This window comes from Xenorhabdus thailandensis, assembly GCF_037996785.1.
GTDB classification, from domain to species: domain Bacteria; phylum Pseudomonadota; class Gammaproteobacteria; order Enterobacterales; family Enterobacteriaceae; genus Xenorhabdus; species Xenorhabdus griffiniae.
Map to the genome: position 1 here is coordinate 272,246 of NZ_JBBMXF010000007.1, position 14,084 is coordinate 286,329.

Sequence of the window (14,084 nt, forward strand, 5' to 3'; positions counted from 1 at the left end):
TAACACGATGCTGAAACAACACAGGCCGGAATAAATACTATGCTGAGTACTTCTTCTCTTTATGCGGCTATTGATTTAGGCTCAAACAGTTTTCATATGCTGGTCATCCGTGAAGTATCCGGCAGCATTCAAGTCGTTACTCGCATAAAACGCAAAGTCAGGCTAGCTGCCGGATTAGATAAAAATAATCATTTATCACAACAGGCAATGGAACGGGGATGGCAGTGCTTGCACCTCTTTTCCGAATATTTGCAAAATATTCCTGCCTCACAAATCCGTGTTGTTGCTACCGCAACCTTGAGGCTGGCTGAAAATTCAGATGAGTTTGTCAAAAAGGCCTCAGAAATATTAGGCAAGCCCGTTCATGTGATCAGCGGCGAAGAAGAAGCTCAGCTAATTTATCAAGGTGTTGCTCACACAACTGGTGGGTCTGAAAATCGGCTTGTCGTAGATATTGGTGGTGCCAGTACCGAGTTGGTCACTGGTGTTGGAGCCAAAACCAATCAGCTTTTCAGCCTTGAAATGGGCTGTGTTACCTGGCTGGAACGTTATTTCAATGATCGCCGCCTGACAGCAGAAAACTTTGCCAGCGCAGAAGCTGCTGCGCACGATATTCTCAGCCCAGTTACTGCTAAGCTGCTTAAGCAAGGCTGGAACATTTGCGTAGGAGCTTCCGGCACAGTACAAGCCTTGCAGGAAATCATGATTGCCCAAGGTATGGATGAATTGATCACCCTACCCAAACTCCAGCAACTTAAACATCAGGCAATTGAATGCGGCAAGCTGGAAGAGTTGGAAATTGATGGGCTGACACTGGAACGGACGTTGGTTTTTCCAAGTGGATTGGCCATCTTGATCGCTATTTTTCAGGCATTGAATATCGAAAATATGATACTGGCAGGCGGCGCGCTACGTGAAGGCCTGGTTTACGGGATGCTGGATGCGCCGATTGAACAGGATATTCGCGCAAGAACCCTGTGCAATATTCAGCATCGCTTTCAATTGGATATTGAGCAGGCACAACGTGTCAAACAGTTAGCCGAAAATTTTTTCCAACAAGTTGCCAAGTCATGGAAATTGGACAAACGTTGTCGCGAATTATTAGGTGGTGCCTGTTTGCTCCATGAAATAGGCCTGTTTATTGATTTCCGTCAGGGGCCTGCACATTCCGCTTATTTGATAAGCCACCTGGATCTGCCCGGCTATACTCCTGCCCAAAAACGACTGTTGGCTACGCTATTGAGAAATCAAAGCGGCCCGGTGGATTTAGCATCGCTCAGTCAGCAAAATGCTGTGCCATTGATACAGGCACAACGGTTATGTCGCTTATTGCGTCTGGCAATTATTTTCGCTAACCGTCGGCGGGATGACACTTTGCCTGCATTACGATTACAGGCGGAAAATGAAACGCTCATTATCACTTTGCCTTATCAATGGCAGATAAAACATCCACTCAGAACTGAAGCATTACAGCAAGAAATGAAATGGCAGAGTTATGTCCAATGGTTGTTGTTGCTAGAGGAACAAAATAACTCTCGTTTAGGCTGAAATTTTTACTTTATTCCCCTGTAGTTATCCGTAAATGCAGGGGATTATTATCGAGCTATCTATTTGCCGTTTCTCAGTCCGAGCCCCAGACGGGATTTAATGTCGGCAAGGCGCGATTGCCCCTGTTTCATTCTTTCTTCTGCGCTCATCACTCGCTTACCTTGTGGCCAAGCCAAGTCATCCTGGGGCAATTCAAGCAAGAATCGGCTCGGTTCTGGACGGATAAGTTCACCAAACTGGCGGCGCTCTTTGCTGAGGCTGAAAAAAAGTTCTCTCCGTGCCCGTGTGATGCCGACATAAGCCAAACGACGCTCTTCCTCAATGTTGTCCTCATCAATGCTGCTTTGGTGTGGTAATAAACCTTCTTCCATACCAACCAAAAAAACATAGGGAAACTCCAGTCCTTTGGAAGCATGTAACGTCATTAACTGAACTTGATCCAACTCTGTATCTTCCTCGCCTTTCTCCAGCATATCCCGCAACGTAAAACGCGCCACAACTTGGGAAAGAGACATTGGCTCATTCAAGTCATCTCCTTCAAGCATTTCACTCATCCAAGTGAAAAGTTGGTTGACGTTTTTCATTCTCATTTCAGCCGCTTTTGGGCTGGGGGAGGTTTCATATAACCAGCTTTCGTAATCCATGCCACGCAGTAAGTCTCTCACAGCCAGCAGTGGCTCCCGCTCCGCCTGACGAGCTATTTCGGCCATCCAGTGGGTAAAACGCTGTAATGCCGCCAAACCACGTCCGGTTAAATACTGTTCCAGCCCAAGATCAAAACTGGCTTGATATAAGCTCTTACTGCGACTATTCGCCCATTCGCCCAATTTCTGGATCGTCACTGCACCGATTTCTCGCCGTGGTGTATTGACGATACGTAGAAACGCACTGTCATCCTCAGGGTTGGTCAAAACACGCAAATAAGAGAGCAAGTCTTTAATTTCAGGCCGAGAAAAGAACGATGTTCCCCCTGAAATTCGGTAAGGAATGCGGTTTTGCATCAACATTTTTTCGAAGATACGGGATTGATGATTACCGCGATATAAAATAGCGTAATCTTTATAGTCCGTTTTATTGATGAAGTGATGAGCGATCAACTCCCCCACTACACGCTCAGCTTCATGATCTTCATTGTTCGCTTCGATCACCCTGAGTGGATCACCATATCCCAATTCCGAAAAGAGTTTTTTTTCAAAAACATGGGGATTGTTAGCTATCAGAATATTCGCTGCTTTCAATATCCGCCCTGATGAACGGTAATTTTGTTCCAGCTTAATCACATTCAACTGCGGGAAATCGTCCTTCAATAAAATCAAATTCTGTGGACGAGCACCACGCCATGAATAAATGGATTGATCATCATCCCCGACCACAGTAAAACGTGCGCGATTACCCACTAATAATTTCACCAGTTGATATTGACTGGTATTCGTATCCTGATATTCATCCACCAGCAAGTAGCGAATTTTATTCTGCCAACGCTCCCTAACTTCTTCATCATGCATTAACAGCAAAGTTGGTTTGGTAATCAGATCATCAAAATCGAGGACATTACAACTAGTTAAGTGTAAGTCATAGCGACGGTAACATTCTGCAAACTGGTGTTCTTGCGCTGAGCGTGCCATTCTCATCACTTGTTCCGGCGACATTAAGTCACTCTTCCAGTTAGAAATGTTCGAAGTCAGTTTTTGTAGCAGATCTTTGTCTTCTTGCAGCAAATCCGCAGTAAGATCTTTTAGCAAAGCCATCTGATCTTGATCATCAAATAATGAGAAGTTACTTTTCATTCCCAACGCTTTGTGTTCACGCTTAACAATCTCCAACCCCAAAGTATGGAAAGTCGAGATCATCAGCCCCCGTGTCTCCTTACGACCCAAGGTTTGGGCAACACGTTCTTTCATTTCACGTGCCGCTTTATTAGTAAAAGTGACTGCCGCAATATGGCGAGCCTGATAACCACAGGTGCGGATCAGGTGGGCAATTTTATTGGTGATCACTCGTGTCTTGCCAGAGCCTGCACCTGCCAGAACCAGGCAAGGCCCTGTTACAAATTCAACCGCTTGTTGTTGGTTTGGATTTAATCGCATATTGTTTCGAAAACTATATCAATTTTGATGCTACTGTCATTGAAATACATAGGATCTATTTAACTACATTAATGTTATAACAGCTAATTACGCTTGCTGACATACAATCAATATACCCAATAGATTTCAAGCTATAGTTTGAAAGATAAAGAAAATCAAAGAGGATGTAATATGTTACGTAAAACGGGCTTTTTCTTTGATGAACTCTGTTTCTGGCACAATTCTGGATTATCACACGTTATGACATTTCCTGTTGGAGGATGGGTACAACCTCCCAATGGTGCAGGACATGCAGAATCACCGGAAACAAAACGCAGAATGAAAAACTTAATGGATATTTCGGGATTAAGTCATTCGTTGCAACTGCGTGGTGCTGAACCTCTTGATGATGCAACGCTGAGACTGGTGCATACCGAAGAGTATTTACAGCGCTTTAAGTCCGTGAGTGATAATGGCGGAGGAATATTAGGTTCAGAAGCACCAATAGGACAAGGCAGCTATGAAATCGCTAAACTATCCGCCGGACTCACTTATGCCGCAGTAAAAACGGTGTTACAAGGCGAGTTGGATAATGCCTACAGCCTTTCCCGTCCCCCCGGACACCACTGCCTGCCAGATCAAGCAATGGGATTTTGTTTCCTTGCCAATATTGCCCTCGCCATTGAGCACGCAAAAGAGCAGCTTGGAGTTGGCCGAGTCGCAGTCATTGACTGGGATGTCCACCACGGCAATGGAACCCAACATATCTTCTGGGAACGTGATGATGTTTTGACTATTTCTCTGCATCAAGATGGCTGCTATCCCGAAGGCTACAGTGGCGAGGAAGATATTGGCGCCGGCAAAGGAGAAGGTTTCAATCTCAATATCCCATTGATGGCGGGAGCTGGGCACAATAGTTATCTTTATGCTATGGATCAGATTGTGCTCCCGGCATTGCGACGTTACCAACCAGAATTGATCATCATTGCCTGCGGTTATGATGCCAATGCCTTTGATCCTCTGGCACGAATGCAATTGCATAGTGACAGCTTCCGTGAAATGACCCGCAGGGTACAGCAAGCAGCCGATAAACTATGCCATGGCAAATTAGTTATCGTTCACGAAGGGGGGTATTCCGAAGCCTATGTACCTTTCTGTGGATTAGCTGTCATGGAGGAATTAAGCGGTGTGCGCACTAAAGTTAACGATCCGGCCCTGAACATGATCCAAGCACAACAACCGAAAGAACGATTTGAAGCATGTCAGCGACAAGCCATCGATGAATTAAAACTGAAATTCAATTTGTAAGAATGAAAGAGCTACCTGCCCGATAAAGTCACTTCGGGCAGGATAACATTGTATTAACCACCAACTGCAATGCGTTTCATATCCGTCATATAACCACGCAAAGTACGGCCGATAACTTCAATCGGGTGGTTACGGATCGCCTCATTCACATCACGCAACTGCGCATTATCAATGCTACGATCTGCAACTGCTTTTCCTAAATCTCCGGCTTGCAGGGTTGCCATGAATTTCTCTTTCAGCAACGGAACAGCGACGTATGAGAACAGATAGTTACCATATTCCGCAGTATCAGAAATTACCACGTTCATTTCATACAGACGCTTGCGAGCAATGGTATTCGCAATCAATGGCAGTTCATGCAAAGATTCATAATAAGCAGACTCTTCAACGATGCCAGTATCTACCATCGTTTCAAATGCCAGTTCTACCCCTGCTTTGACCATGGCAATCATCAGGACACCATGATCAAAGTATTCTTGCTCACTGATCTGCCCTGTATAGTTCGGATAATTTTCGAATGACGTTTTACCCGTTTCTTCACGCCAAGCCAGCAAGTTTTTATCCCCATTTGCCCAATCTGCCATCATTGTGGAAGAGAATTCGCCAGAAATGATGTCATCCATATGTTTCTGGAACAGCGGAGTTAAAATGTTTTTCAGTTGTTCAGACAAAGCATAAGCACGCAATTTCGCTGGGTTGGAAAGACGATCCATCATTAATGTAATGCCGCCTTGTTTCAGCGCTTCAGTGATAGTTTCCCAACCAAACTGGATTAATTTTCCGGCATAACCGGAATCAACACCATCAGCAACCAGTTGGTCATAGCACAACAAAGAACCTGCCTGTAACATGCCACACAAGATGGTTTGTTCTCCCATCAAATCTGATTTAACTTCCGCTACGAAGGAAGATTCCAGTACGCCAGCGCGGTGTCCTCCTGTTGCGGCTGCCCATGCTTTCGCAATCGCCATCCCTTCGCCTTTTGCATCATTTTCTGGATGTACAGCAATCAGAGTGGGTACACCGAATCCACGCTTATACTCTTCACGCACTTCCGTACCCGGACATTTAGGTGCAACCATCACAACGGTAATATCTTTGCGTATTTGCTCACCCACTTCGACGATGTTGAAGCCGTGAGAATAGCCCAGCGCTGCCCCTTCTTTCATCAAGGGTTGCACTGCTTGAACCACCGCGGAATGCTGTTTGTCTGGCGTCAGGTTGATAACCAAATCAGCCTGTGGAACTAACTCTTCATAAGTGCCAACTTTGAAGCCATTTTCGGTTGCTTTACGCCATGATGGTCGCTTTTCATCAATCGCTTCTTTACGCAAGGCATAAGCAATATCTAAACCAGAATCACGCATATTCAGTCCCTGGTTTAGCCCTTGCGCACCACAACCGATGATCACCACTTTCTTGCCTTTCAAATACCCTGCTTCGTCAGCAAATTCTTCCCGCGCCATAAACCGACATTTGCCTAACTGCGCCAATTGTTGGCGTAAGTTCAACGTATCAAAATAATTAGCCATGGTGACTCCGATATAATAATTAGGTGTGAGGTCGTTTGCATAGAAACAATATATGACATGCGAGCCATTGCTGAAATTGATATATTAACAAGACTACATTGCAGTTTATGCAACAAACTTTTTCACGACAAACAACCTCTCAATAAAGGGCCTAAAAACGATGGATCTACGTGATTTAAAACTGTTTTTACACCTTGCAGAAAGTTGTCATTTTGGCCGCTCAGCCAAAGCCATGCACGTCAGCCCATCCACACTTTCACGCCAGATCCAGCGCCTTGAGGAGTTATTGGGGCATCCGCTTTTTCTGCGGGATAACCGAACAGTAAAATTGACCGCCGCCGGTGAACAATTCAAACAATTTGCCCAGCAAACTCTCCTGCAATATAAACAGTTACAGCATTCATTAAACCACCAAAGCCCATCACTGACAGGAGAGTTACGTCTATTCTGTTCAGTCACGGCTGCGTATAGCCATCTTCCACAAGTATTGGATAAATTTCGGGCAGAACATCCGTTGGTGGAAATTAAACTGACAACAGGAGATGCTGCTGATGCTGTTGATAAAGTTCAATCCGATGCTGTAGATTTGGGGATTGCGGGCAAGCCAGAGAAACTGGCTGATAATGTCAGCTTTACCAAAATAGGCGAAGTACCATTGGTATTGATTGCCCCTGCTCTGCCTTGTATCGTGAGAAATCTCGCTATACAAGAACATCCCGACTGGAATAACATCCCTTTTATCCTGCCTGAGCATGGGCCTTCCCGCAGGCGCATTGAACTGTGGTTTCGGCGGCATAAGATCCTGCACCCCGTCATTTACGCAACAGTTTCCGGCCATGAAGCGATTGTTTCTATGGTAGCACTAGGTTGCGGGATTGCACTGATCCCTACGGTTGTGGTCGAAAATAGCCCTGAACCTGTACGTAACCGAATTTCACTGCTGGAAAATATTGCACTGGTCGAACCGTTTGAATTGGGTGTCTGTGCGTTGAGTAAACGCTTAAACGAACCGTTGATTAAGGCATTTTGGGAACTATTGTAGTCTGACTATCGTTATTATTTGGCTAGCTTGCAATTGCTAATATCTCCCCCTCTACGCGGGGAGATATTAGACGCATCTTGAAAGGCAATTGGTATTTTTAGAAGATATTTTGCTGTTTATTTCTTTAACTGATTGATGATTAAGTCAGAAATAATTTAAATGAAGGATTATCGGTTTCATCATGATATTCATAGCCCAGCACATCCAAATGGCGATCAAAACAGACTTCTGGTCCTGAAAGTTCAAAGGCAGCTAATACGCGCCCATAATCCGTGCCATGACTGCGGTAATGAAACAGTGTGATATTCCAATGCGTCCCTAATGTTTGCAAAAATTTCAGCAAAGCGCCCGGAGATTCAGGAAAGGCAAAACTAAACAATCGCTCCTGCAACGGCTTAGATGGCCTGCCACCGATCATATAACGAACATGCAGCTTCGCCATTTCATCATCCGTAAAATCAGCAACTTGATACCCCGATGTTTTTAATTCTTCAATGATTTCATGACGTTCAGTATTTCCCCGACTCAATCTGATACCAACAAAGATACAGGCTTGGTTTGGATCTGTTGCATCCGAATAACGATAGCTAAATTCAGTGACGACACGAGTACCCAATATCTGGCAAAACTGTAAGAAACTCCCCTTTTGTTCAGGGATAGTCACCGCCAACAAAGCTTCGCGTTGCTCTCCAAGTTCGCAGCGTTCTGAAACGTAACGCAATCCATGAAAATTCACATTAGCCCCAGAAAGAATATGTGCCAGCCGTTCTCCCTGAATCTGGTGTTGCTGGACATATTTCTTCAAGCCTGCCAGCGCCAGAGCACCAGAAGGTTCGGCCACAGCCCTAACATCTTCAAAGATATCTTTCATGGCAGCACAGATAGCATCACTGTCTACTGTAATGACCTCATCGACATATTGCTGGCATAAGCGAAACGTTTCGTCGCCAATGCGTTTAACCGCCACACCTTCCGCGAATAATCCAACTCTCGGCAAATCGACCGGATGCCCAGCTTCCAGTGCGGCTTTCAAACAGGCAGAATCCTCGGCTTCCACACCAATGATCTTCATTTCAGGTACAAGCTGTTTAATGAGAACAGCAACCCCTGCAATCAATCCGCCACCACCAACCGGAACAAAGATACGATCAAGATGAACATCCTGCTGTAGCAACTCCATTGCCAGTGTCGCCTGGCCTGCAATCACGACAGGATGGTCAAAGGGTGGAACAAAGGTGTAACCGTGCTCTTTTGCCATCTCAATGGCTTTTGCTTTCGCTTCATCAAAGTTCGTACCATGCAACAGCACCTCGCCACCAAAACTACGGACTGCATCGACTTTAATATCCGCTGTCGCTATCGGCATGACAATAGTGGCTTTTATGCCAACCTTACTGGCCGATAATGCAACGCCTTGCGCATGGTTGCCCGCGGAAGCCGTGATGACACCTTTACTTTTTTGTTCTTCCGTCAAACCTGCGATCATCGCGTACGCACCGCGCAATTTGAAACTATGTACCAGCTGGCGATCTTCCCGTTTAACCAAAATCGTATTGCCTAAACGCGCAGAGATTTTTTTCATTTCCTGTAAGGGAGTGACTTGAGCAATATCATAAACTGGCGCACTCAGTGCCGCCTTGAGATATTCCGCTCCCTTGGGTTCAGTATTAAGAGGATAAACCGCCACAATCAACTCCCCAGTTTGGTTTTATCGCGCACAGCGCCTTTGTCAGCACTGGTCGCCAATGAAGCATAAGCACGTAATGCCAAAGAAACCTGACGTTCACGGGACTTAGGTGTCCATGCTTTATCTCCGCGAGATAATTCAGCCTGTGTACGCTCTGCCAGTTCTGTTTCCGTCACATCCAACTGAATTTTACGGTTTGGAATATCAATATTGATGATATCACCGTCATAAATCAGACCAATCAAGCCACCATTTGCCGCTTCTGGAGAGACGTGACCAATAGATAAACCCGATGTTCCGCCTGAGAAACGTCCATCCGTAATCAATGCACAACTTTTCCCCAATCCCATCGATTTCAGATAAGTGGTGGGATAGAGCATTTCTTGCATACCTGGACCACCTTTCGGCCCTTCATAACGAATAACAACTACGTCGCCCGCCACGACTTTTCCACCGAGAATGGCTTCTACTGCCTCCTCCTGGCTCTCGTAAACTTTGGCTGGGCCACGGAAAGTCAGGATTTCTTTATCAACGCCTGCTGTTTTTACAATGCAGCCATCTTTTGCAATGTTGCCGAACAAAACAGCCAATCCACCATCCTGACTGTAAGCATGGTTACGTTCACGAATACATCCTGTCTCACGATCGGCATCCAACGACGGCCAACGACAATCTTGTGAGAAAGCTTGTGTGGTACGAATGCCTGCTGGCCCCGCGGCATACATCCTTTTAACGCTTTCATCTTTTGTCAGCATGATGTCGTATTGGGCCAACGTTTGTGGCAAATCCAAACCCAAAACATTTTTCACATCACGGCGCAAAAGCCCCGCCCGATCAAGCTCACCAAGTATCCCAATCACTCCGCCAGCACGATGGACATCTTCCATGTGGTATTTCTGGGTGCTCGGAGCAACTTTACATAAATGCGGCACCTGACGAGACAGACGATCAATATCCGCCATCGTGAAGTCAACTTCAGCTTCCTGTGCTGCGGCCAACAAATGCAAAACGGTGTTAGTTGATCCCCCCATCGCAATATCCAATATCATGGCATTTTCAAATGCCGCTTTGGTCGCGATACTACGCGGGAGAGCGCTGGCATCATCTTGTTCATAATAGCGTTTAGTCAGTTCAACAATGCGTTTACCAGCATTGATAAACAGGGTCTTACGATCAGCATGAGTAGCGAGCAGTGACCCATTACCTGGCTGTGAAAGTCCAAGTGCTTCGGTCAAACAATTCATCGAATTCGCCGTAAACATCCCTGAGCAAGAGCCACACGTCGGACAGGCAGAACGTTCGATTTGTTCACTCTGTTCGTCACTGACATTGGGATTGGCACCCTGAATCATGGCATCAACCAAATCCAGTTTGATCAGCTGATCGGATAATCGCGTCTTACCCGCCTCCATTGGGCCACCAGAAACGAAAATAACCGGAATATTTAAGCGTAAAGATGCCATCAACATGCCTGGCGTGATTTTGTCACAGTTGGAAATACATACCATAGCATCAGCACAGTGGGCATTGACCATGTATTCCACTGAGTCAGCAATCAACTCCCGCGAAGGTAACGAATAGAGCATTCCACCATGCCCCATTGCGATACCATCATCAACAGCAATGGTATTGAACTCTTTCGCAACCCCTCCTGATGCCTGAATCTGTTCTGCCACCAGCTTACCGAGATCACGCAGATGTACATGTCCTGGTACAAACTGGGTGAATGAGTTAACAACCGCAATGATAGGTTTTCCAAAATCTGCATCTGTCATACCTGTGGCTCGCCATAAGGCGCGGGCTCCCGCCATATTGCGGCCATGAGTCGTCGTGGCAGAACGGTATTTAGGCATTGTCTTCACTCCCAAGTCTTATCAATTAACTAAAACAGGCGGGGAACGACCGCCCGTTGGGTTTTATATTTTTTATTACGGATTAATCGGATCCAACCAACCCCATTTATCTTCTGTCGTACCATCAAATAAGCCAAAGAACGCACTTTGGATTTTTTTAGTAATTGGGCCGCATTTACCAATACCCACCTGAATACCATCTACACTACGAACCGGAGTGATCTCCGCAGCCGTTCCTGTCATAAAAACTTCATCCGCTAAATAAAGCGATTCGCGAGAAAGTGCCTGTTCACGAACTTCCAGACCAAGATCCCGGGCTAACTTGATGATGGCATCACGGGTGATCCCTGGCAGGGCAGATGAAGTAAATGGCGGTGTAAATAGAATTCCATCCTTCACTTCAAATAGGTTTTCACCCGCACCTTCTGAAATATAACCATGCACATCCAGTGCAATACCTTCCTGATAACCATGGCGTCGTGCTTCACTTCCCACCAGTAAAGAAGAGAGATAATTACCTCCCGCTTTTGCGCTTGTAGGGATCGTATTTGCTGCCATGCGATTCCATGAAGAAACCATCGCATCAATACCCTGCTCTAGGGCTTCCTCACCGAGATAAGCGCCCCACGGGAAAGCGGCAATAATAACGTCTGTTTGATAACCAGCAGGTGGGTTTACTCCCATGCCAACATTCCCCACAAATACCAATGGGCGAATATAAGCACTGACCAATTTATTTTTACGCAGCGTTTCACGGCAAGCGTCCATCAATTCGTCCACACTTTGACTGACGGGAAAACGGTAAATCTTGGCTGAGTCACGCAAGCGCTGCATATGTTCACGATGACGAAAAACAACAGGCCCTTTGTGAGAGTCATAGCAACGAATCCCTTCAAATACCGAAGTACCATAATGTAATGCATGGGACATAACATGAACTTTAGCCTCTGCCCACGGCACCATTTCCCCATTGAACCAAATATAATCAGCTTGCTTTGTCATTCTCAGTTTTCCTTCAAGGGCGCATTATGCGCTTATTAATCGTGATTCTTTATGTTTGATCTCAACACCCGCAACGTCCACCAATTTCAGCAGTTGGGAAAAAAGTAAATTAACTGGACGTTGGCTAGACACGGTGAGTTCAATATTTACATTATCACTATCTGTTATATGATCCATATTCAATGCGCATATCTGAAATCCGCGGTGGCGGGTAACTCTCAAAATTCGTTCCAAAATCTCAGGACAGAACCGCGCCTTAATAGCAAGTTGATGCTGTATCATAATGATTTCTCCAACATGGTTTCGTTGCTTGCACCCGGTGGAACCAATGGCCAGACATTCTCTAATTCATCAATAGACACATGTAATAAATACGCGCCCTCGCTGTTGAACAAAGCATCCAATGCTTCATCCACTTGTGCTTTGTGAGTTACTCTCTGTCCCGGAATACCAAACGCCTGCGCCAACGTAAGAAAATCAGGATTATCAGTTAAGATCGTTTCGCTATAACGTTTGTCAAAAAACAGCTCTTGCCACTGGCGAACCATACCCAATCTTTGGTTATCCAATAAGATCAATTTGACCGGCAATTGCTTGCGTTTAATCGTGCCCAATTCCTGAACATTCATCATGAAGGAGCCGTCACCAGATATGCAGATAACCATATCTTCAGGACGAGCCATCTGGGCGCCAATCGCCGCCGGAATGCCAAATCCCATCGTGCCTAATCCACTTGATGTGATGAAGTTTTCTGGCTGACTAAAAGTCATGTGCTGAGCCGCCCACATCTGATGCTGACCAACATCGGTTGTGATAACCGTACTGGACGAAGCACGTTCAGAAACCTGCTTTAACAGTAACGGAGCATAAATACTTTCACCCTGATAGTCATAACGCCATGCATGTTCGTTTTTTAATTGTTTGATTTCTTGCTGCCAGGCTTGGATAGATAAAGGTTGTTGTAAATGAGGCAATAGCGTTTTTAAATCACCCAATAATGACACATGGGTTTGGCGTAATTTATTGAATTCAACAGGATCAATGTCCAAATGAATAACGTTGGCATGAGGTGCAAAGGTATTCAGCTTTCCTGTAACACGGTCATCAAAACGCGCGCCAGCAGCAATTAACAAATCACAGGATTGAACAGCAAGATTAGCTGCTTTAGTACCATGCATCCCTAACATGCCCAAATAACATTCATGTTCAAAATCTGCTGCTCCCAACCCTTTCAATGTGGAAACAACGGGAATACCCGTCTCAGAGACAAAATGACGTAATTCAGGAACAGCGCCAGACATGCCAATCCCACCACCCACATACAAAATAGGTTTTCGAGATGAAGCTAACAATTGACGGGCTAATTCAATCTCTTGTTTTGGAAGAGAAAACAGGGGAGATGTCGGTATTAAATAGGGAGCAAAATCACCTTGAGCTAACTGAATATCTTTTGGTAAATCAATCAGAACAGGGCCTGGGCGACCACTCATGGCAATGGAGAAGGCATCGGCCATGATTTGAGGTAATTTTTCCAGTGAATCAACAAGAAAGCTGTGTTTTGTACAAGAAAGAGACATTCCCAGTATATCAATTTCCTGAAAAGCATCCGTCCCGATAAATTCAGAGCTCACCTGTCCGGTAATCGCAACAACAGGCACAGAATCCAATAATGCATCAGCCAACCCCGTGATTAGGTTTGTCGCTCCAGGCCCTGATGTCGCGATGCAAACACCCGGCTTGCCACTTGCCCTTGCATAGCCAATTGCTGCCATAACAGCGCCTTGTTCATGGCGGCACAAAATATGCTCAACACCGCCATCATACAGCGCATCATAAACTGGCATGATGGCTCCACCTGGATAACCAAAAACTTTTTCAATTCCCTGTTTTCGTAATGCCTCTACAACCGATTGTGCCCCGTTCATTGCCGTCTCCCCTGTTATGTTTACCTTGTCATTGGCTGTTGTGATGTTTTATGACTTCTGCTTATCGAACCCAGTATCAGACCTAAAAAAAACCCCCGCGCCTTTCGGTGCGGGGGTTTTT

Annotated in this window: 10 protein-coding genes; 3 read left to right on the forward strand and 7 right to left on the reverse strand. The window is 45.5% G+C overall.

Translation table 11 applies throughout. From position 1 onward, the window contains the following. Positions 1–39: 39 nt before the first annotated feature. Positions 40–1,548: a guanosine-5'-triphosphate,3'-diphosphate diphosphatase gene (gene gppA / locus AAC853_RS03735; protein ID WP_340613731.1), complete on the forward strand. Its 1,509-nt coding sequence runs from the start codon at positions 40–42 to the stop codon at positions 1,546–1,548. A gap of 59 nt (positions 1,549–1,607) precedes the next feature. Here gppA and rep read toward each other — a convergent pair whose 3' ends face one another. Continuing rightward, complete coding sequence (gene rep, locus AAC853_RS03740; RefSeq protein WP_340613732.1) at positions 1,608–3,635, reverse strand: DNA helicase Rep; 2,028 nt, start codon at positions 3,633–3,635, stop codon at positions 1,608–1,610. A gap of 171 nt (positions 3,636–3,806) precedes the next feature. On the opposite strand from rep, the gene AAC853_RS03745 reads away from it, so the two are divergent. Beyond that, positions 3,807–4,922, forward strand: coding sequence for a class II histone deacetylase (locus AAC853_RS03745; RefSeq protein ID WP_340613733.1), 1,116 nt, complete (start codon positions 3,807–3,809; stop codon positions 4,920–4,922). A gap of 53 nt (positions 4,923–4,975) precedes the next feature. Here the strand turns inward: AAC853_RS03745 and ilvC are convergent, their stop codons facing one another. Beyond that, positions 4,976–6,454 carry a ketol-acid reductoisomerase gene (gene ilvC / locus AAC853_RS03750; RefSeq protein ID WP_340613734.1) on the reverse strand — a complete coding sequence of 493 codons (1,479 nt, stop codon included), beginning with the start codon at positions 6,452–6,454 and terminating at the stop codon, positions 4,976–4,978. Between the two features lie 160 nt (positions 6,455–6,614). Here ilvC and ilvY point away from each other — a divergent pair, with 160 nt between their 5' ends. Continuing rightward, entirely contained in the window at positions 6,615–7,496 is an 882-nt protein-coding gene (gene ilvY / locus AAC853_RS03755; RefSeq protein WP_340613735.1) for an HTH-type transcriptional activator IlvY, read from the forward strand. Positions 7,497–7,635: 139 nt separating this feature from the next. On the opposite strand, the gene ilvA is transcribed toward ilvY, so the two are convergent. The 5 genes from ilvA to ilvG form a co-directional block, all read right to left on the reverse strand. Beyond that, on the reverse strand, positions 7,636–9,183 hold the full coding sequence (ilvA, locus tag AAC853_RS03760) for a threonine ammonia-lyase, biosynthetic (RefSeq protein ID WP_422824174.1): 1,548 nt from the start codon (positions 9,181–9,183) through the stop codon (positions 7,636–7,638). 2 nt (positions 9,184–9,185) lie between these two features. Beyond that, positions 9,186–11,036 carry a dihydroxy-acid dehydratase gene (ilvD, locus tag AAC853_RS03765; RefSeq protein ID WP_189760759.1) on the reverse strand — a complete coding sequence of 617 codons (1,851 nt, stop codon included), beginning with the start codon at positions 11,034–11,036 and terminating at the stop codon, positions 9,186–9,188. A gap of 75 nt (positions 11,037–11,111) precedes the next feature. Next, on the reverse strand, positions 11,112–12,038 hold the full coding sequence (locus AAC853_RS03770; RefSeq protein WP_340613736.1) for a branched-chain amino acid transaminase: 927 nt from the start codon (positions 12,036–12,038) through the stop codon (positions 11,112–11,114). A gap of 24 nt (positions 12,039–12,062) precedes the next feature. Beyond that, the gene (ilvM, locus tag AAC853_RS03775) at positions 12,063–12,320 is read right to left on the reverse strand and encodes an acetolactate synthase 2 small subunit (protein ID WP_193851637.1); all 258 of its coding nucleotides are present in this window, start codon (positions 12,318–12,320) and stop codon (positions 12,063–12,065) included. Then, positions 12,317–13,963 carry an acetolactate synthase 2 catalytic subunit gene (gene ilvG, locus AAC853_RS03780; RefSeq protein WP_340613737.1) on the reverse strand — a complete coding sequence of 549 codons (1,647 nt, stop codon included), beginning with the start codon at positions 13,961–13,963 and terminating at the stop codon, positions 12,317–12,319. The genes ilvM and ilvG overlap by 4 nt, the downstream gene beginning before the upstream one ends. Positions 13,964–14,084 lie beyond the last annotated feature (121 nt).

What these genes read in the sequence shown, in the direction of transcription:
- gppA (WP_340613731.1), top strand. Translation starts at nt 40, where the DNA reads ATGCTGAGTACTTCTTCTCTTTATGCGGCTATTGATTTAGGCTCAAAC.
- rep (WP_340613732.1), bottom strand. Translation starts at nt 3,635, where the DNA reads ATGCGATTAAATCCAAACCAACAACAAGCGGTTGAATTTGTAACAGGG.
- AAC853_RS03745 (WP_340613733.1), top strand. Translation starts at nt 3,807, where the DNA reads ATGTTACGTAAAACGGGCTTTTTCTTTGATGAACTCTGTTTCTGGCAC.
- ilvC (WP_340613734.1), bottom strand. Translation starts at nt 6,454, where the DNA reads ATGGCTAATTATTTTGATACGTTGAACTTACGCCAACAATTGGCGCAG.
- ilvY (WP_340613735.1), top strand. Translation starts at nt 6,615, where the DNA reads ATGGATCTACGTGATTTAAAACTGTTTTTACACCTTGCAGAAAGTTGT.
- ilvD (WP_189760759.1), bottom strand. Translation starts at nt 11,036, where the DNA reads ATGCCTAAATACCGTTCTGCCACGACGACTCATGGCCGCAATATGGCG.
- AAC853_RS03770 (WP_340613736.1), bottom strand. Translation starts at nt 12,038, where the DNA reads ATGACAAAGCAAGCTGATTATATTTGGTTCAATGGGGAAATGGTGCCG.
- ilvM (WP_193851637.1), bottom strand. Translation starts at nt 12,320, where the DNA reads ATGATACAGCATCAACTTGCTATTAAGGCGCGGTTCTGTCCTGAGATT.
- ilvG (WP_340613737.1), bottom strand. Translation starts at nt 13,963, where the DNA reads ATGAACGGGGCACAATCGGTTGTAGAGGCATTACGAAAACAGGGAATT.